The sequence below is a fragment of the Thiohalorhabdus denitrificans genome (assembly GCF_001399755.1).
In the GTDB taxonomy this organism is placed as follows: Bacteria; Pseudomonadota; Gammaproteobacteria; order Thiohalorhabdales; family Thiohalorhabdaceae; genus Thiohalorhabdus; species Thiohalorhabdus denitrificans.
Window position 1 is genome coordinate 1 of record NZ_LJCP01000007.1, and the last position, 18,798, is coordinate 18,798.

The window sequence follows — 18,798 nt, forward strand, 5'->3', positions numbered from 1 at the left end:
TCCCATTCCGAACTCGGCAGTGAAAACGCGGCGCGCCGATGATAGTGCGGGGCCTCCCCGTGCGAAAGTAGGTCACCGCCAGGCATTTACGATAAGCCCCCGGGTACGCCCCGGGGGCTTTTTTTATGCACCGGCGAGGCCGATATGGCCGCATTTGCGCAAGGCTTCCTCCTCGACACGGGCAGTCCGGATCGGCTCCAGACCGATGCCCTCCGCGCCGAGTTCCTCCGGCTGGGAAGCCCGGAGGTGGAAGTCGTGGTCCATTCCCGGGTCGATTCCACCAACGCCCTCGCCCAGCGAATGGCCGCGGAGGGCCAGGGCCCCTGGGCCCTCATCGCCAGCGAGGAGCAGTCGGCCGGCCGCGGACGCCGGGGGCGCCAGTGGGATTCCGGCCGGGCGGGCGACCTTTACCTTACCCTCCTGGCCCCCCTGCCCTTCCCGGCTGCCCTTAGGCCCTGGGTCCCATTGGTGGCCGGGCTCGGCGCCTGGGAGGTCCTGCGGGAGGCGGGGGCCGGGGTGGTACTGAAATGGCCCAACGACCTGCTCGGTGATGACGGGGCGAAGCTTGGCGGGATCCTGGTGGAAAACGCGTCCTGCCCACCGGGGCCCGGCGCCCTTGCCGTGGGCGTGGGGATCAACGTCAACTCCCTCTCCCTCCCGGAGAATGCAACCTCCCTTGCGCGGATGACGGGCCGCCGCTGGAACCGAAATTCCCTTTCGGGAGCCATAGCCTCGCGAATTATCCAGTGGTTAGCTTGTCTGGCCCGGGAGGGTCCGCAGAAGGTCCGGGAGGCGTGGACCCGGGCCTGCCCCTGGTTGGGGGAAGCGGTGGTGGTACTCACCGAAGGCGGTTCCGTGGAGGGACGTTTTGTCGGTCTCGACGAATCGGGGCGTATGGTATTGGACACAGGGGCCCATGGCCTGGAAGCCTTTTCTGCCGGGGACGTCTCCCTCCGGCGCCTGTGGGGGGCATCGCATTGATCCTGGCCGTTGATGTCGGCAATAGTCGCGTTCGGCTCGGGCTTGTCGGGGACCGAGGAGTCGGCCCATTGGCCCGCGTCCCAACAGACTCCCCTTCCCTGGAGGAAGACTTCAGGGGGGCTCTGGAACGCCTGGTCCGGGGAAGGGCTGGGATACCGGTGGGTTTGGCCTCCGTGGTGCCGCCTGTAACCGAAAGGCTTCGGGCACTCCTGCAGGCGGACGGCCGGGAGGTGATGGAGGTAACGCCCGAGTCGGTGGCCGGGATGCGAATTGGCTATGCCGATCCCGGCGAGGTTGGCGCGGACCGCCTCGCCAATGCGGTGGCGGCCACCCGACACTTCGGAGCGCCGGTGATCGTCGTGGACGTGGGTACCGCCGTGACCCTGGAGCTCGTCGACGGGGTAGGGACCTTCTGGGGCGGGCCGATCTTCCCCGGGCCCGGGCTGGCGCGGAAGGCGTTGGGTGAACACGCAGCGCGGCTGCGGGGCCATCTCCGTCACCAAGGGATGCACGGGCTCCTGGGCGACTCAACGGCGGCCTGCTTGGCGGCCGGAATCGGGCAGGGCTATCCGGCCCTCATCGAGGGCCTAGTGGGGCGTGCCCGAGAGGAGATTGGCTACGAAGCCCCGGCGGTCCTTACGGGGGGCGGTGCGCCCGCCCTGGGAGGGACGTGTCGGGGGATCACGGCCTGGGATCCCCTGCTGACCCTTCGGGGGGTGGCCGCCTTCGCCGAACCGGCCCTCCCTTGAGGGAAGGTGCCCGGATTGGATAAGCTATTACCCCTTGCTGGCGTAGCTCAGCTGGTAGAGCAGCTGATTTGTAATCAGCGGGTCGCAGGTTCGACTCCTGTCGCCAGCTCCAGGCCTTGACATTACGGCCCATGGCCATTAACTTTTCATGCTTCCCATCGCTGGAGGGGTACCCAAGCGGCCAAAGGGAGCAGACTGTAAATCTGCCGGCTCAGCCTTCGGGGGTTCGAATCCTCCCCCCTCCACCAGACAAGCAGGCGAAAGCCTCAGCGCCGATGGCCCAGGCCATCGGCGGATTTCCTTCGGATGGCGAAAAAAGCGGTTGCCGGGGTGCGACGCCCCGCTCAAGCCCACGTAGCTCAGTCGGTAGAGCACACCCTTGGTAAGGGTGAGGTCCTTGGTTCAAGTCCGAGCGTGGGCACCATTCTTAATTGTACTGGCATTAGGGTGCACGATCCTCGAAGGGGAGTTAGTCGATGGCCAAGGAGAAGTTTGAGCGCACCAAGCCGCACGTGAACGTGGGCACCATTGGTCACGTGGACCACGGGAAGACCACCCTGACGGCGGCCATGACCAAGGTTTTGTCCTCGGAGTACGGCGGCGAGAGCCGTGAGTTCACGGACATCGACAACGCCCCCGAGGAGCGTGAGCGGGGCATCACCATCGCCACGGCGCACGTGGAGTACGAGACCTCCAACCGCCACTACGCGCACGTGGACTGCCCCGGGCACGCCGACTACGTGAAGAACATGATCACCGGCGCGGCGCAGATGGACGGCGCCATCCTGGTGGTCTCCGCGGCCGACGGCCCGATGCCGCAGACCCGGGAGCACATCCTGCTGGCCCGCCAGGTGGGCGTGCCGCAGATCGTGGTGTTCCTGAACAAGGCCGACATGGTGGACGACGAGGAGCTGCTCGAGCTCGTCGAGATGGAAGTCCGCGAGCTGCTCGACGAGTACGACTTCGCCGGCGACGATACGCCGGTGGTCGTGGGCTCCGCCCTGAAGGCCCTGGAAGGGGACACCGGGGAGCACGGCGAGGAGGCCATCAACAAGCTGGCCACCGCCATGGACGAATACATCCCCACCCCGGAACGCCCGGTGGACCAGGACTTCCTGATGCCCATCGAGGACGTGTTCTCCATCTCCGGCCGCGGCACCGTGGTGACCGGCCGTGTGGAGCGGGGCAAGATCCACACCGGGGACGAGGTGGAGATCGTCGGCCTCAAGGACACCGCCAAGACCACCGTCACCGGCGTCGAGATGTTCCGCAAGCTGCTCGACGAAGGCGAGGCGGGTGACAACGTGGGCTGCCTGCTGCGGGGCATCAAGCGCGAGGACGTGGAGCGCGGCCAGGTGCTGGCCAAGCCCGGCTCCATCACCCCGCACACCAAGTTCAAGGCCGAGGTCTACGTCCTGAAGAAGGAAGAGGGCGGCCGCCACACGCCGTTCTTCCAGGGCTACCGGCCGCAATTCTACTTCCGGACCACGGACGTCACCGGCACGGTGGAGCTCCCCGAGGGCACCGAGATGGTGATGCCGGGCGACAACGTGACCATTTCCGTCGAGCTGATCGCCCCCATCGCCATGGAGGACGGCCTGCGCTTCGCCATCCGCGAGGGCGGTCGCACCGTGGGCGCCGGCGTGGTCGCCGAAATCGTGGAGTAGCCCGGCTACCTGAGGAAGCAGTAAATGCGTGAACTGATAAGCTTCGCTTGCGGGCAGTGCGGGCGCCGGAATTACACCGGCGACAAGAATAAGCGCAACACGCCCGACAAGCTGGTGTTCCGGAAGTACTGCCGCTTTTGCCGGACGCACACGGAGCACCGTGAGGATAAGATCAAATAGGGCGCTCGGCGCCCTGACCGGTTTGCAGGCCAGTAGCTCGAATTGGCAGAGCAACGGACTCCAAATCCGTGGGTTGGGGGTTCGAATCCCTCCTGGCCTGCCATTTTTTTGGGATAGGGCCGCACCTTCCCTTCCGCCCAGCACCCCGAACCAATCCGGGCATCCAGATGACCGATAAGCCAAAAATCATCCTAGCCGTTGCCGTTTTCGCGGCGGGCGTGCTCGGTTATTACTTCCTCGGGGCGCAGGCCATGACGGCCCAGGGCGGGTGGATGCGCTATGCGGCCATTGCGCTCGGCGCGGTAGCCGGCGCGGGCATCTACGCCAGCACCGATCAGTTCTCCCAGTTCCGTCGGTTTGTCCGGGAGGCCCGTGTCGAGCTCAGCCGCGTGGTCTGGCCGACCCGCCAGGAGACGCTCCAGACCACCGCCGTCGTCATCGGCATGGTGCTGTTCGTGGGTGCCTTCCTCTGGGTCGTGGACTGGGTCGTCTTCACCGCCGTCCGTTACTTGATGGGCTAGGAGGCCCGAATGGCCAAGCGCTGGTATGTGGTCCACGCCTATTCCGGGTACGAGAAGAAGGCCAAAGCCATGCTGGAGGAGTCCATTCGCCAGCACGGCCTGGAAGACTACTTCGGCCAGATCCTCGTGCCGACGGAGGAGGTGGTCGACGTCACCTCTAGCTCCAAGGGTACGGCGGAGCGCAAGATCTTTCCGGGCTACATGCTCGTCGAGATGGAGATGAGCGAGAATACGTGGCACCTGGTCAAGGACGTGCCCCGGATAACCGGTTTCGTCGGCGGCAAGGCCGGGCAGCCCCATCCCCTTCCCGAAAAGGAAGTCCAGGCCATCCTCCAGCAAATCGAGGAAGGTATGGAGAAGCCGCGGCCGAAGGTCACCTTCTCGGTGGGCGAGGCCGTGCATGTGATCGACGGGCCTTTTTCGGGCTTCAACGGGGTGGTGGAAGACGTCAATTACGACAAGAGCACCATCCAGGCATCGGTTACCATCTTCGGCCGACCCACCCCGGTCGAGCTGGAGTTCAATCAGGTCGAAAAGGCCTGATCGCTGAGGAAACGGGGGAGCCATCCCAAGCCACGGCCCGAACGGCCGTCCGGAGAGTAATCCATGGCGAAGAAAATCGAAGCGTACATCAAGCTGCAGGTCCCCGCGGGCCAAGCTCAGCCTAGCCCCCCGGTGGGTCCGGCCCTGGGCCAGCACGGCCTGAACATCATGGAGTTCTGCAAGGCGTTCAACGCCCAGACCCAGGAGATGGAGCAAGGGCTGCCGGTACCGGTGGTGATAACCGTGTTCGCCGACAAGTCCTTCACCTTTACCACCAAGACCCCGCCGGCCGCCATCCTCCTGCTGAAGGCGGCGGGCTTGAAGGGCGGGAGCTCCAGCCCCCTGACCGACAAGGTGGGCAAGGTCTCCAAGGCGCAGGTGGAGGACATCGCGCAGACCAAGATGCCCGACCTCAACACGAACGACCTGGCCACCGCGGCCACCATGATCGAGGGCACCGCCCGATCCATGGGCATTGAGGTCGAGGGCTAGGAGGGGACCATGGCCAAGCAAGGAAAGCGCATCAAGGACCTGAATCAGCAGGTCGAGAAGGGTCATCCTTACGGTCTCGACGAAGCGGTACAGCTGGCGAAGAACACCAGCAAGGCCTCCTTCGACGAATCGGTGGATGCCTCCTTTAACCTGGGGATCGATCCCCGGAAGGCGGACCAGATGGTCCGCGGCACCGTAACCCTGCCCCACGGCACCGGCAAGACTACCCGGGTGGCGGTCTTCGCCGAGGGCGCCAAGGCGGACGAGGCTCGCGAAGCGGGGGCGGACTATGTCGGTCTCGAGGACCTGGCCGAGCAGATCGAGGCCGGCTGGACCGATTTCGACCGCGCCGTGGCCACGCCCGACTCCATGCGGGTTGTGGGCCGGCTCGGCCAGATCCTTGGTCCCCGGGGTCTGATGCCCAATCCCAAGGTGGGCACGGTTACCGACGATCTGGCCAACGTGGTAGCCCAGATCAAGGCCGGACAGGTGGAATACCGGGCCGACAAGGGCGGCATCGTTCACCTTCCCATTGGCCGGGCCAGTTTTGACGACGCGGCCCTGCAGGAGAACCTGAGGGCGGCGGCGGACGCGCTGGTACGCGCCAAGCCCGCTGCGGCCAAGGGTAAGTATCTGCGTAAAGTAAGCATTTCCACCACCATGGGTCCCGGGATCCAGGTGGATACTTCCTTCGCCCGCCTCTAGGGCGAGGGGCGTCCCGTTCCAACGGGATATGCGACGGCACCGGCCCTCCGGGGCCTGGGCCGTCGAAGACCGCAGGTGCCCGAGCGTCCCTCGGGCTTAAACCACCGGCCTGCCGAGACGGCGGTGCCGTTCGTGGCTCCCTTCCAGGGGGACGGCGAGCGGACCGCGAAACCGAGTAGGGGGATCAGCCTTGCTGAACCTGGAGCAGAAAAAGGCGGTCGTCGCCGATCTGCGCGCCCGTTCGGAGGCCGCCCAGGCGGCGGTCCTCGCCGACTACCGCGGGCTGACGGTGGACGAGGTCACCGACCTCCGCGCCCAGCTCACGGCGAGCGGCGTGTTCTTCAAGGTGGTGAAGAACAACCTCGCCAAGCGGGCCGTCGAGGGCACGGACATGGAGCCCCTCACCGAGCACTTCTCCGGCCCCACGGCCATGGCCCTCTCCGAGGACCCCGTGGCCGCGGCCAAGATCCTCACGGAGTTCGCCAAGGACCACGAGGACCTGGAGATCAAGGTCGGGGTGCTGCAGGGCAAGTCCATGTCCCAACAGGACTTGGTGGCGCTGGCTCAACTGCCGGACCGGCACACGCTGCTCACCCAGCTTGCCGTCGGGCTCAATGCCCCGGCTACCAAGCTGGCCCGCAGCCTGAACGCCGTTCCGGCGAAATTCGCCCGTGCCCTGGCCGAGGTTCGCGACCAGAAGGGCGAGGCCGCCTAACCGTCCGCACCGATTTTCCATTTTTACCCATTGGAAGGGAGCCGTATCATGTCCCAGGAAGAAATCCTGAACGCCATCGAGAACATGACTGTCCTCGAGCTGTCTGAGCTTGTGAAGGCCATCGAGGAGAAGTTCGACGTCTCCGCGGAGGCGCCTGCCGCCGTGGCCGCTGCCCCCGCCGCCGGCGGTGGCGGCGAGGCCGCTGCCGCCGAGAAGGACGAGTTCGACGTTCTCCTCACCGGCGAGGGCGAGAAGAAGGTGCAGACCATTAAGGTCCTGCGCGAGGTCACCGGTCTCGGCCTCAAGGAAGCCAAGGAGATGGTGGAGAACCTGCCCGCCACCCTGAAGGAAGGCGCCTCCAAGGACGAAGCCGAGGAGATCAAGTCCAAGATGGAGGAAGCTGGGGCCCCGGTGGAGCTCAAGTAACCCGCCTGCAGTTTCCGGTTTCTGCAACCGGTCGAAGCGGCTGGCGACCCGCGTATGGGGCGCCAGCCCTTCTGTGTTTCTGGCCAAAGGCTTCCGGACGCCCATTCGGCCCGGGGCCGCGGAGCCAGCCGTCGATGTTTTGTTGCGCCGATCCGGAGGGTTGGTGGCGGGCCTGAAGGCCCCCGCCGCAACATGCGCGCCACCCGGGAAGCCCCCGGTGGAGCCTTTCGGCCGCGGGCAGGTTCCCCACCTGTCGCCAATGCGGTTCCGAGGTCTGCGCAGCGGCCTATGACCGACCCCGCGAACGGCACGAGCCTTCCACTCCCGCAGGAGTAGCCATGTACTCGTTCACCGAGAAAAAACGGATCCGGAAGGATTTCGGCAAGAACCCGACCATTCGGGAGGTGCCGTACCTGCTGGAGACGCAGGTGGAGTCCTACCAACGTTTCTTGCAGGCCGAGCGTGGTCCGGAGGAGCGCGATAACGACGGCCTGGAGGAGGTGTTCCGCTCAGTATTCCCCATCGAGGATCAGAGCGGCAAGGCGGCGTTGGAGTATGTGGGCTACGAGTTCGGTCCGCCCTCCTTCGACGTGCGGGAGTGCCAGCAGTGGGGGCTTACCTTCTCCCGTCCCCTGCAGTGCAAGTTGCGCCTGGTGGTCTACGACAAGGACGAGACCACTGGTGGCAAGGCGGTGCGGGACATCAAGGAGCAGGAGGTCTATCTCGGGGAGATCCCGTGGCAGACTGAGCGGGGCACCTTCATCATCAACGGCACCGAGCGGGTGATCGTCTCCCAGCTGACCCGCAGCCCGGGCGTGTTCTTCTCCCACGACCGGGGCCAGACCCACAGCTCCGGCAAGCTCCTGTACAACGCGCGGGTGATCCCTTATCGCGGCTCCTGGCTGGACTTCGAGTTCGATCCCAAGGACCACCTGTACGTACGCATCGACCGGCGGCGCAAGCTGCCGGCCTCCGTCCTCCTGCGCGCCCTCGGCTACTCCAACGAGGAGATGCTCGATCTCTTCTTCGAGCGGGAGCATTTCCTCATGCAGGGCGACACCATCCGCATGACCCTGGAGCCTGAGCGGCTGCAGGGCATGAAGGCGCCCTTCGACGTGGTGGATCCCAGCAGCGGGGAGGCCCTGGTCACCATTGGCCAGAAGGTGACTCGACGCCGGGTCAATCAGATCGTGGAGGCGGGCATCGAGAGCGTGGAGGTCCCGGAGGGCCTGCTGCTCGGCAAGGTGCTCGCCCACGATATCCCCAACACGGAGACCGGGGAGCTGTTGGCGAGCGCCAACGAGGAGCTCACCGAGGACCTCCTGGAACGGCTCCGCGAGGCGGGTGTCACCCAGTTCGAGACGATCTACATCAATGAGATCGATCGCGGACCGTTCATGTCCGACACCCTGCGCCTGGACCACACCACCACGCAGTCCGAGGCGCAGATCGAGATCTACCGCATGATGCGCCCGGGTGAGCCGCCCACGGAGGAGACCGCGGCCAACCTGTTCAACAACCTGTTCTTCAACGACGACCGCTACGACCTCTCGGCGGTGGGCCGGATGAAGTTCAACCGGCGCGTGGGCCGCGGGACCGACGAGGGCCCGGGGACCCTGGACGCCGAGGACATCATCGAGGTCATGCGCACGCTCATCAGCCTGAAGAACGGGTACGGGGACGTGGACGACATCGACCACCTCGGCAACCGCCGCGTGCGGTCCGTGGGTGAGCTCGCCGGGGAGCAGTTCCGCATCGGCCTGGTGCGCATGGAGCGCGCCGTGAAGGAGCGGATGGCCCTGGCGGACGCCGATGACCTGGTACCCAAGAAGCTGGTCAACGCCAAGCCGGTCTCCGCGGCCATCAAGGAGTTCTTCGGCTCCAGCCAGCTCTCCCAGTTCATGGACCAGACCAACCCGCTGTCGGAGGTGACCCATAAGCGGCGGGTGTCGGCCTTGGGCCCCGGCGGCCTCTCCCGGGAGCGGGCCGGGTTCGAGGTGCGCGACGTGCACCCTACCCACTACGGCCGGATCTGCCCCATCGAGACCCCCGAGGGGCCCAACATCGGGCTCATCAACTCGCTGTCGAGCTACGCGCGGACCAACCGCTACGGGTTCCTGGAGACCCCGTACCGGCGGGTGGAGAACGGCCAGCCCACCAATACGGTGGACTACCTCTCGGCCATCGAGGAGGGCAACTACGTCATCGCCCAGGCCAACGCGCCGGTGGACGAGGACGGCAACCTGGCCGCCGACCTGATCTCCTGCCGCCACCGGGGAGAGTCCACCCTGGCCCGTCCGGACCAGGTGGAGTACATGGATGTTTCCCCGAAGCAAATCGTTTCGGTGGCGGCGTCCCTGCTGCCCTTCCTGGAGCACGACGACACCTCCCGGGCGCTCATGGGCGCCAACATGCAGCGCCAGGCGGTGCCGACCATCCGCGCCGACAAACCCTTGGTGGGCACGGGGATGGAGCGGCGCGTGGCCGTGGACTCCGGCGTCGCCGTGGCCGCCAAGCGTGGCGGGGTGGTGGACTCCGTGGACGCCTCCCGGGTGGTGGTGCGGGTTAACGACGATGAGACCACGCCCGGCGAGCCCGGCGTGGACATCTACAACCTCATCAAGTACAGCCGCTCCAACCAGAACACCTGCATCAACCAGAAGCCCCTGGTGCATCGCGGCGAGCGCATCGAGGCCGGGGACGTCCTATCCGACGGGCAGAGCACCGACATGGGCGAGCTCGCCCTGGGCCAGAACATGAAGGTGGCCTTCATGGTCTGGGGCGGCTACAACTTCGAGGACTCCATCCTCATCTCCGAGCGGGTGGTGCAGGAGGACCGGTTTACCTCCATCCACGTGGAGGCCTTCTCGGTGATGGCGCGAGACACCAAGCTCGGCCCCGAGGAGATCACCCGGGACATCCCCAACGTCAACGAGGAGGCCCTGGGCGACCTCGACGAGGCGGGGGTGATCCGCATCGGCGCGGAGGTGAACCCCGGCGAAATCCTGGTGGGCAAGGTAACCCCCAAGGGCGAGACCCAGCTCACCCCCGAGGAGAAGCTGCTGCGGGCCATCTTCGGCGAGAAGGCCTCGGACGTGAAGGACACCTCCCTGCGCGCCCCCACCGGCCTGAGCGGCACGGTGATCGACGTGCAGGTGTTCACCTCCGAAGGGGTGGAGAAGGACAGCCGGGCCAAGGCCATCGAGCAGGAGGAGCTCGAGCGCGCCCAGAAGGACCTGGAGACCCAGCACCGCATCGTCGAGGACGACGCCTACGCCCGGTTGGAGGACCTGCTGGTGGGGAAGGTGGCCGACGGCGGCCCCGACCTCCAGCCCGGTGCCGAGGTGACCAAGGACTACCTGCAGAACCTGGCCCGGCGCCGCTGGTTCGAGATCCGCATGCGCGACGAGGCGGTCAACGACCAGATCGACAAGATCCGGGAGCACCTCGAGGAGCAGCGCCAGCTTCTGGAGCAGCGCCTGGAAGAGAAACGCGAGAAGCTCACCTCTGGCGACGAGCTGTCCCCGGGCGTGCTAAAGATGGTCAAGGTCTTCGTGGGCGTGAAGCGGCCCCTCCAGCCCGGCGACAAGATGGCCGGACGCCACGGCAACAAGGGCCTGATCTCCAAGATCCTGCCCCAGGAGGACATGCCCTTCCTGGAGGACGGCAGCCAGGTGGATGTGGTGCTCAGCCCCCTCGGCGTGCCTTCGCGCATGAACGTGGGGCAGATCCTGGAGACGCACCTCGGCTGGGCGGCCAAGACGCTGGGCCTTCAGCTCGGCGGCATGCTGGACAACGGCGGCGATCTCCGGGAGGTCCGCGAATTCCTCGGCGAGGTCTACGACCACGACGAGGAGCGCACCGCACTTGCCGAAATGGAGGACGGCGAGATCCGTAATCTCGCCGAGAACCTCCGGGGCGGGGTGCCCACCTCCACGCCGGTGTTCGACGGCGCCAGCGAGGAAGAGATCAAGGGCATGCTCAAGAAGGCGGATGTTCCCGAGTCCGGCCAGGTGACCCTGTACGACGGGCGGACCGGCGACGCCTTCGAACGCCCCGTGACCGTGGGCTATATGTACATCCTGAAGCTGCACCACCTGGTGGACGACAAGATCCACGCCCGCTCCACCGGTCCGTACTCCCTTGTCACCCAGCAGCCGCTTGGCGGCAAGGCGCAGTTCGGCGGCCAGCGCTTCGGCGAGATGGAGGTGTGGGCGCTGGAGGCCTACGGTGCGGCCTACACCCTGCAGGAGATGCTCACCATCAAGTCCGACGACGTGGCCGGCCGCACCGCGGCCTACGAGTCGCTGGTGAAGGGCGACGACAAGTTCCAGCCCGGGATCCCCGAGTCCTTCAACGTGCTGCTTAGGGAGCTGCGGGCCCTGGCCATCGACGTGGAGCTGGAATAGCCCCGGCGCATTCCGCGGTGGGACCGGCGGGGGGCCGGTCCCTTCGGGCCGGCGGTAGCCCCGCCGGCGACCGCATCCAGGCGTAAAAGGCGCCAAGGAGGATGACCTTGAAGGACATCATGAACCTGTTCAAACAGACCAGCCAGCAGCTCGACTTCGACGGCGTGCGCATCGCCATCGCCTCGCCGGAGAAGATCCGCTCCTGGTCCTATGGCGAGGTCAAGAAACCGGAGACGATCAACTACCGGACCTTCAAGCCGGAGCGGGACGGCCTGTTCTGCGCCAAGATCTTCGGCCCGGTCCGTGACTACGAGTGCAACTGCGGGAAATACAAGCGGCTGAAGCACCGCGGCGTGGTCTGCGAGAAGTGCGGTGTCGAGGTCATCCAGTCCAAGGTGCGCCGCGAGCGCATGGGCCACATCGACTTGGCGGCGCCGGTGGCCCACATCTGGTTCCTGAAGTCCCTGCCCTCCCGCATGGGGCTGCTGCTCGGCATGACCCTCAAGGACTTGGAGCGGGTCCTGTACTTCGAGTCCTACGTGGTGGTGCATCCCGGTATGACCCCGCTGGAGCGGGGCCAGCTGCTCACCGACGAGCAGTACCTGGACGCGGTGGAGGAGTACGGCGACGAGTTCACCGCCATGATGGGCGCCGAGGCCATCCGCGACATGCTGCGGGACATCGACCTCGAGACGGAGGCCCGGCAGCTGCGGGAGGAGCTGGAAGAGACCCGCTCCGAGGCCAAGCGCAAGAAGGCCGCCAAGCGCCTGAAGACCGTGGAGGCCTTCCTCTACTCCGGCAATCGGCCGGAGTGGATGATCCTGGAGGTGCTGCCGGTGATCCCGCCGGAGCTGCGGCCCCTGGTGCCGCTGGATGGCGGCCGTTTCGCCACCTCGGACCTGAACGACCTGTACCGGCGGGTGATCAACCGCAACAACCGCCTCAAGCGGCTGCTCGACCTCAAGGCGCCCGAGATCATCGTGCGCAACGAGAAGCGCATGCTGCAGGAGGCGGTGGACGCCCTGCTGGACAACGGCCGGCGCGGCAAGGTGATGACCGGGCCCAACAAGCGGCCCCTGAAGTCCCTGGCCGACATGATCAAGGGCAAACAGGGCCGCTTCCGGCAGAACATGCTCGGCAAGCGCGTGGACTACTCTGGCCGCTCCGTGATCGTGGTGGGTCCGGAGCTCAAGCTCCACCAGTGCGGCCTGCCCAAAAAGATGGCGCTGGAGCTGTTCAAGCCCTTCATCTACAACAAGTTGGAGTCGCGGGGCTACGCCACCACCATCAAGGCGGCCAAGAAGCTGGTGGACGCCGAGCGGGCCGAGGTGTGGGACATCCTCGAGGAGGTGATCCGCGAGCACCCGGTGATGCTCAACCGCGCCCCCACCCTGCACCGCCTGGGGATCCAGGCCTTCGAGCCGGTGCTCACCGAGGGCAAGGCCATCCAGCTGCACCCGCTGGTTTGCGCCCCCTACAACGCCGACTTCGACGGTGACCAGATGGCGGTGCACGTGCCGCTGTTCACCGAGGCCCAGATGGAAGCCCGGGTGCTCATGATGAGCTCCAACAACATCCTGGGCCCGGCCAACGGCGAGCCGATCATCACCCCCACCCAGGACGTGGTGCTGGGCCTGTACTACATGACCCGCGAGGCGGTGAACGCCAAGGGCGAGGGCTCGGTCCTGCGCGACCCCGAGGAGGTGCGCCGGGCCTACGACACCGGCGCAGTGGATCTGCAGGCGCGCGTTGAGGTCCGCATCCGGGGTGAGCGGGTAACCACCACCGTGGGCCGTGCCCTGCTGCTCGACATCCTTCCCGAGCAGCTGGACTTCGCCATGGTGAACAAGGTCCTCGACAAGAAGGCCATCGGCGCCCTGGTGAAGGCCAGCTACCGCAAGGCTGGCCTGAAGACCACGGTGGTCTTCTCGGACCAGCTCATGTACACGGGCTTCCATTACGCCACCAAGTCGGGCATCTCCTTCGGGCTGGACGACATGGTCATCCCCGAGGAGAAGCACACCCTGCTGGATTCCGCCCAGAGCGAGGTCAAGGAGATCTACCAGCAGTACACCGACGGCCTGGTGACCAACTCCGAGCGCTATAACAAGGTCATCGACGTCTGGGCGCACACCAACGATAAGGTGGCCGAGAAGATGATGGACCGCCTCGGCACCGACAAGGTGGTCGATGCCGAGGGCAACGAGGTGGAGCAGGAGTCCTTCAACTCCATCTACATGATGGCCGACTCCGGGGCCCGGGGCTCGGCCCAGCAGATCCGGCAGCTCGCCGGCATGCGCGGCCTCATGGCGAAGCCGGACGGCTCCATCATCGAGGCGCCCATTACCGCGAACTTCCGCGAGGGCCTGAACGTCCTGCAGTACTTCATCTCCACCCACGGCGCGCGGAAGGGTCTGGCGGATACGGCGCTCAAGACCGCCAACTCCGGCTACCTCACCCGCCGCCTGGTGGATGTGTCGCAGAGCTGCATCGTCGAGGAGGAAGACTGCGGCACCGAGAACGGCACCGTCATGACGCCCCTGGTGGAAGGCGGCGACGTGGTGGAGCCCCTCTCCGAACGCGTACTCGGCCGGGTGACCGCGGAGGCGGTCTACCACCCCAACAGCGGGGAGGTCCTTTTCGAGCGGGGCACCCTGCTGGGCGAGGACGAGGTGGAGCAGCTTGACGAGCTGGGCGTGGACCGCGTGGTGGCGCGCTCCGTGCTCACCTGCGAGTCCCGCCACGGCGTATGCGCCAACTGCTACGGCCGGGACCTGGGCCGCGGCTCCCGGGTGACCACCGGCGAGGCGGTGGGCATCGTGGCCGCCCAGTCCATCGGCGAGCCGGGCACCCAGCTCACCATGCGGACCTTCCACATCGGCGGCGCCGCCTCCCGCTCCGCGGAGCAGTCCTCGCAGGAGACGAAGTACGGCGGCTACGTGCGGTTCGAGAACCTCAAGACGGTTACCGACCGCAACGAGCGGCACGTGGTGGTTTCCCGCAATGGCGAGCTGACGGTCAACGAGGAGACCGGCCGGGAGCGGGAGCGCTACAAGATCCCCTATGGCGCCACCCTGACGGTGGACGAGGGGGGGTACGCCGAAGCCGGCGCCACCCTCGCCGAATGGGATCCGTACACCATGCCGATCCTCACCGAGGTGGGCGGTACCACGGTTTTCCAGGACATCGAGTCCGGCACCACCGCGACCCAGCAGGTGGACGAGGTCACCGGCCTCACCAGCCTGCAGGTGACCGACGTCTCCGGCACCAAGGCCCGGGACATGCGGCCGCGTCTGGAGCTGGTGGACGAGGCGGGCACGCCGGTCAAGATCCCCGGCACCGACCTCCCCGCCCGCTACTACCTGCCGGCCGGGGCCATCATCTCCGTGAACGACAATGATGAGCTGCACCCCGGCGACGTGCTGGCGCGGATTCCGCGGGAGACCTCGAAGACCAAGGACATCACCGGCGGCCTGCCGCGTGTGGCCGAGCTCTTCGAGGCGCGCAAGCCCAAGGACCACGCCGTCCTCGCGGAGACCGAGGGCTTGGTCTCCTTCGGCAAGGACACCAAGGGCAAACGCCGGGTGCTGATCCGCTCCGAGAACGGGGAGGAGCAGGAATACCTCATCCCCAAGGGGCGTCGCATCGCGGTGAACGAGGGCGACCACGTGCGCCCCGGCGATCCCATCGTGGATGGCTCGCCGGTGCCGCAGGACATCCTCAACATCCTCGGCATTGAGGCCCTAGCCCGCTACATCGTGGACGAGGTGCAGGAGGTCTACCGCCTGCAGGGCGTGAAGATCAACGACAAGCACATCGAGATCATCGTCCGGCAGATGCTGCGCCGCCGGGAAATCCTGGAGGCCGGGGACTCCCGCTTCCTGGAGGGCGAGCAGACCGACCGCGCCGTCCTCGAGGAGGAGAACGACCGCCTGCGCGCGGAAGGCAAGGCGGAGGCCGTGGGTCGCCCGGTACTGCTGGGTCTGACCAAGGCCAGCCTGTCCACCGAGTCCTTCATCTCCGCCGCCTCCTTCCAGGAGACCACCCGGGTCCTCACCGAGGCCGCCATGGAGGGCAAGAAGGACACCCTGCGCGGCCTGAAGGAGAACCTCATCGTCGGCCGGCTCATCCCGGCGGGTACGGGGCTCGCCTACCACCAGCTGCGGCAGGCTCCGTTCGAGGCCGAGGCTGGCGGGGAGGCCCCCTCCGCGGAGCAGGAAGGCGAGGCGGTGGACGCCCAGTGGGCGTGACCCGCGGCCGGTAACGGACGCGCCGGCGGGCCCGCGGCCCGCCGGGCCCTTACCTTGACAGTACGTTGGACGCAAACTACAATTCCCCGCTTTCCCATGACGGGCCGATAGCGGCCTGTCATTTATTTTGAAGGGAGCGAGTCGCATGCCGACCATCAACCAGTTGGTGCGCAAGCGGCGCAAGAAGGTCGAAGAGAAGAGCAATACCCCCGCGCTGGACTCCTGTCCGCAGCGCCGTGGCGTATGCACCCGGGTTTACACCGCAACGCCCAAGAAGCCGAACTCGGCGCTGCGCAAGGTGGCGCGCGTGCGGCTCACCAACGGCAAAGAGGTGAGTACGTACATCCCTGGTGAGGGGCACAACCTCCAGGAGCACTCCGTTGTCCTGGTGCGCGGTGGCCGGGTGAAGGACCTTCCGGGTGTGCGCTATCACGTGGTCCGCGGTGCCCTGGATACCGCCGGGGTGAGCGACCGCCGGCAGGCACGCTCGAAATACGGCGCCCGGCGCCCGAAGTAGAGGGAAGGTAAGATGCCCAGGAGACGTGAGGTACCGAAGCGCGAGGTGCTGCCGGATCCGAAGTACGGATCGAAAACGGCGGCCAAGTTCATTAACCACCTCATGCGCGACGGGAAGAAAAACACCGCCGAGCGAACCCTCTACCGCGCGTTCGATCAGATCCGCGATTCCAAGGGTGAGGACCCTGTGGAGGTGTTCGAGACGGCGCTGGAGAACATCCGTCCCGTGGTGGAGGTCAAGAGCCGCCGCGTGGGCGGGGCCACCTACCAGGTCCCTGTGGAAGTGCGCGCCCAGCGGCGCACGGCGCTCGCCATGCGCTGGCTCGTGCAGTACGCGCGGCAGCGCCAGGAGAAGAGCATGCCGCAGCGCCTGGCCAGCGAGGTGATGGAGGCCGCCGACGGCCGTGGCGGCGCCGTGCGCAAGCGCGAGGAGACGCACAAGATGGCCGAGGCCAACAAGGCCTTCGCCCACTACCGCTGGTAACGCGGAAGAAATCCGAATTTTGTACGTAGACGGACCAAGAGGCTCCCGCCGTGGCTAGGAAGACCCCCCTGGAGCGGTATCGCAACATCGGCATCATGGCCCACATCGATGCCGGTAAGACGACCGCTACCGAACGAATCCTGTTTTACACCGGCATCTCCCACAAGATGGGGGAGACGCACGACGGTGCGTCGGTGATGGATTGGATGGAGCAGGAGCAGGAGCGCGGCATTACCATCACCTCCGCCGCCACTACCTGCTTCTGGCGCGGGATGGAGCAGCAGTTTCCCGAGCACCGCATCAACATCATCGACACCCCTGGCCACGTGGACTTCACCATTGAGGTGGAGCGCTCCCTCCGGGTGCTGGACGGCGCCATCGCCGTCTTCTGTGCCGTGGGCGGGGTGGAGCCGCAGTCCGAAACGGTCTGGCGCCAGGCCGACAAGTATGAAGTTCCGCGCATGGCGTTCGTCAACAAGATGGACCGTATGGGCGCGGACTTCTACAACGTCGTCGATGAGATGAAGAGTCAGCTTGGCGCCCGCCCCGTCGCGGTGACCCTCCCCATAGGCGCTGGGGAGGAGTTCGAGGGCGTGGTGGACCTCCTGCGGATGAAGGCCATCCATTGGGACATGGAGACCATGGGGGCCAACTTCACCGAATCCGAGATCCCCGCTGATCTCCAGGAGCTCGCCCAGGAGTATCGCGAGACGCTGGTGGAGGCCGCCGCAGAGGGCGACGAAGAGCTGATGGAGAAGTACCTCGAGGAGGGCGAGCTCTCCGACGAAGAGGTGCTTAAAGGTCTGCGCATGGCCACCCTGGCCCAGCAGATCGTCCCCGTCTACTGCGGCACCGCCTTCAAGAACAAGGGCGTCCAGTCGCTACTCGACGGCGTGATCGAGTTCATGCCCAGCCCGAGCGATATCCCCGCCATCAAGGGTGACGATCCCGACTCCGGCGAGGAGTTGGAGCGCCACCCCGACGACGAGGAGCCCTTCTCGGCCCTCGCCTTCAAGGTGGCCACCGACCCCTACGCCGGCCAGCTGACTTTCATGCGCTGCTATTCGGGGAGCCTTTCCTCCGGTGCCAACCTCTTCAACCCGCTTAAGAACAAGAAGGAGCGCATCGGCCGCCTGCTGCACATGCACTCCAACGAGCGGAAAGAGGTTACCGAGGTGCACGCCGGCGACATCTTCGCCGCCGTGGGGCTCAAGAACACCGGGACCGGCGAGACCCTGTGCGACCCCAAGAATCAGATCATCCTGGAGCGGATGGAATTCCCCGACCCGGTGATCTCCGTGGCCATCGAGCCCAAGTCCAAGGCCGACCAGGAGAAGCTTGGTACGGCGCTCGGTAAGCTGGCCCAGGAGGACCCCTCCTTCCAGGTGCGCACGGACGAGGAGAGCGGTCAGACCGTGATCTCCGGCATGGGGGAGCTGCACCTGGAGGTGATCGTTGACCGCCTCAAGCGCGAGTTCAACGTGGAGGCCAACGTCGGCCAGCCCCAGGTTGCCTATCGGGAGACCATCCGCAAGCCGGTGGAGCAGGAAGGGAAATTCATCCGCCAGTCCGGCGGTCGCGGCCAGTACGGTCACGTTTTCCTCAACATCGAGCCCAACGAGCAGGGTGCGGGCTACGAGTTTGTCGACAAGATCGTCGGCGGCGTGGTGCCCAAGGAGTACATCCCCGCGGTGAATCAGGGTGCGCGCGAGGCCCTGGATAACGGCATCCTGGCGGGCTACCCCATGGTGGACGTCAAGGTGACCCTGTTCGACGGCACCTTCCACGAAGTGGACTCCAGCGAGGCGGCCTTCAAGATCGCCGGCTCGCAGGCTTTGCAGGAGGGCGCCCGAAAGGCCGACCCGGTGCTGCTCGAGCCCATGATGGAAGTCGAGGTGGTTACGCCCGAGGAGTTCATGGGCGATGTCATCGGCGACCTCAACAGCCGGCGCGGCCATGTGGGCTCCATGGAGGACAGCAAAGCCGGCAAGGTGGTCAGCGCCGAGGTGCCGCTCGCCGAGATGTTCGGCTACGCCACCACCCTGCGGTCGCTGACCCAGGGCCGCGCCACCTACACGATGCAGCCGAGCAGCTACGCGGAAGTGCCGCAGAGCGTTGCCAAAGAGATCATCGCCAAGGCCCACGGCTAGGCGAACGGAC

At 66.2% G+C, this 18,798-nt stretch carries 15 protein-coding genes, 4 tRNA genes and 1 rRNA gene; all 20 read left to right on the forward strand.

Annotated features, from left to right (window positions below):
- Positions 1 to 84: ribosomal RNA gene (gene rrf, locus AN478_RS14880) — 5S ribosomal RNA — on the forward strand; the annotation flags it as partial.
- Between the two features lie 60 nt (positions 85 to 144).
- The gene (locus AN478_RS03075) at positions 145 to 981 is read left to right on the forward strand and encodes a biotin--[acetyl-CoA-carboxylase] ligase (protein WP_054965168.1); all 837 of its coding nucleotides are present in this window, start codon (positions 145 to 147) and stop codon (positions 979 to 981) included.
- On the forward strand, positions 963 to 1,730 hold the full coding sequence (locus AN478_RS03080) for a type III pantothenate kinase (RefSeq protein WP_231627327.1): 768 nt from the start codon (positions 963 to 965) through the stop codon (positions 1,728 to 1,730). The genes AN478_RS03075 and AN478_RS03080 overlap by 19 nt, the downstream gene beginning before the upstream one ends.
- Before the next feature lie 36 nt (positions 1,731 to 1,766).
- Positions 1,767 to 1,842: transfer RNA gene (locus AN478_RS03085), tRNA-Thr, on the forward strand.
- A gap of 51 nt (positions 1,843 to 1,893) precedes the next feature.
- Positions 1,894 to 1,978, forward strand: a tRNA-Tyr gene (locus AN478_RS03090).
- Positions 1,979 to 2,078: 100 nt separating this feature from the next.
- Positions 2,079 to 2,154 (forward strand) — tRNA-Thr (locus AN478_RS03095).
- Between the two features lie 52 nt (positions 2,155 to 2,206).
- Entirely contained in the window at positions 2,207 to 3,397 is a 1,191-nt protein-coding gene (gene tuf / locus AN478_RS03100) for an elongation factor Tu (RefSeq protein ID WP_054965170.1), read from the forward strand.
- Between the two features lie 24 nt (positions 3,398 to 3,421).
- A complete protein-coding gene (gene rpmG / locus AN478_RS03105) occupies positions 3,422 to 3,577 on the forward strand; it encodes a 50S ribosomal protein L33 (RefSeq protein ID WP_054965171.1) in 156 nt (51 codons plus the stop codon).
- Positions 3,578 to 3,603: 26 nt separating this feature from the next.
- Positions 3,604 to 3,680 (forward strand) — tRNA-Trp (locus AN478_RS03110).
- A gap of 64 nt (positions 3,681 to 3,744) precedes the next feature.
- Entirely contained in the window at positions 3,745 to 4,098 is a 354-nt protein-coding gene (gene secE / locus AN478_RS03115; protein WP_054965172.1) for a preprotein translocase subunit SecE, read from the forward strand.
- Positions 4,099 to 4,107: 9 nt separating this feature from the next.
- Positions 4,108 to 4,641 (forward strand): transcription termination/antitermination protein NusG, encoded by a 534-nt coding sequence (gene nusG, locus AN478_RS03120; protein ID WP_054965173.1) that lies wholly within the window; start codon positions 4,108 to 4,110, stop codon positions 4,639 to 4,641.
- A 63-nt stretch (positions 4,642 to 4,704) separates the two neighbouring features.
- Positions 4,705 to 5,133, forward strand: coding sequence for a 50S ribosomal protein L11 (rplK, locus tag AN478_RS03125; RefSeq protein WP_054965174.1), 429 nt, complete (start codon positions 4,705 to 4,707; stop codon positions 5,131 to 5,133).
- A gap of 9 nt (positions 5,134 to 5,142) precedes the next feature.
- Positions 5,143 to 5,838 (forward strand): 50S ribosomal protein L1, encoded by a 696-nt coding sequence (gene rplA / locus AN478_RS03130; protein ID WP_054965175.1) that lies wholly within the window; start codon positions 5,143 to 5,145, stop codon positions 5,836 to 5,838.
- A 190-nt stretch (positions 5,839 to 6,028) separates the two neighbouring features.
- Positions 6,029 to 6,553, forward strand: a complete 525-nt coding sequence (gene rplJ, locus AN478_RS03135; protein WP_054965176.1) for a 50S ribosomal protein L10 — start codon at positions 6,029 to 6,031, stop codon at positions 6,551 to 6,553.
- A gap of 48 nt (positions 6,554 to 6,601) precedes the next feature.
- Positions 6,602 to 6,979, forward strand: coding sequence for a 50S ribosomal protein L7/L12 (gene rplL, locus AN478_RS03140; protein ID WP_054965177.1), 378 nt, complete (start codon positions 6,602 to 6,604; stop codon positions 6,977 to 6,979).
- A 338-nt stretch (positions 6,980 to 7,317) separates the two neighbouring features.
- Positions 7,318 to 11,388, forward strand: a complete 4,071-nt coding sequence (rpoB, locus tag AN478_RS03145; protein WP_054965178.1) for a DNA-directed RNA polymerase subunit beta — start codon at positions 7,318 to 7,320, stop codon at positions 11,386 to 11,388.
- A 107-nt stretch (positions 11,389 to 11,495) separates the two neighbouring features.
- The gene (rpoC, locus tag AN478_RS03150; RefSeq protein WP_054965179.1) at positions 11,496 to 15,638 is read left to right on the forward strand and encodes a DNA-directed RNA polymerase subunit beta'; all 4,143 of its coding nucleotides are present in this window, start codon (positions 11,496 to 11,498) and stop codon (positions 15,636 to 15,638) included.
- A 145-nt stretch (positions 15,639 to 15,783) separates the two neighbouring features.
- On the forward strand, positions 15,784 to 16,155 hold the full coding sequence (gene rpsL / locus AN478_RS03155) for a 30S ribosomal protein S12 (RefSeq protein WP_054965180.1): 372 nt from the start codon (positions 15,784 to 15,786) through the stop codon (positions 16,153 to 16,155).
- Between the two features lie 12 nt (positions 16,156 to 16,167).
- Positions 16,168 to 16,638 (forward strand): 30S ribosomal protein S7, encoded by a 471-nt coding sequence (rpsG, locus tag AN478_RS03160; RefSeq protein WP_054965181.1) that lies wholly within the window; start codon positions 16,168 to 16,170, stop codon positions 16,636 to 16,638.
- A 50-nt stretch (positions 16,639 to 16,688) separates the two neighbouring features.
- Positions 16,689 to 18,788 (forward strand): elongation factor G, encoded by a 2,100-nt coding sequence (gene fusA / locus AN478_RS03165; protein ID WP_054965182.1) that lies wholly within the window; start codon positions 16,689 to 16,691, stop codon positions 18,786 to 18,788.
- The last annotated feature ends 10 nt before the right edge of the window (positions 18,789 to 18,798 follow it).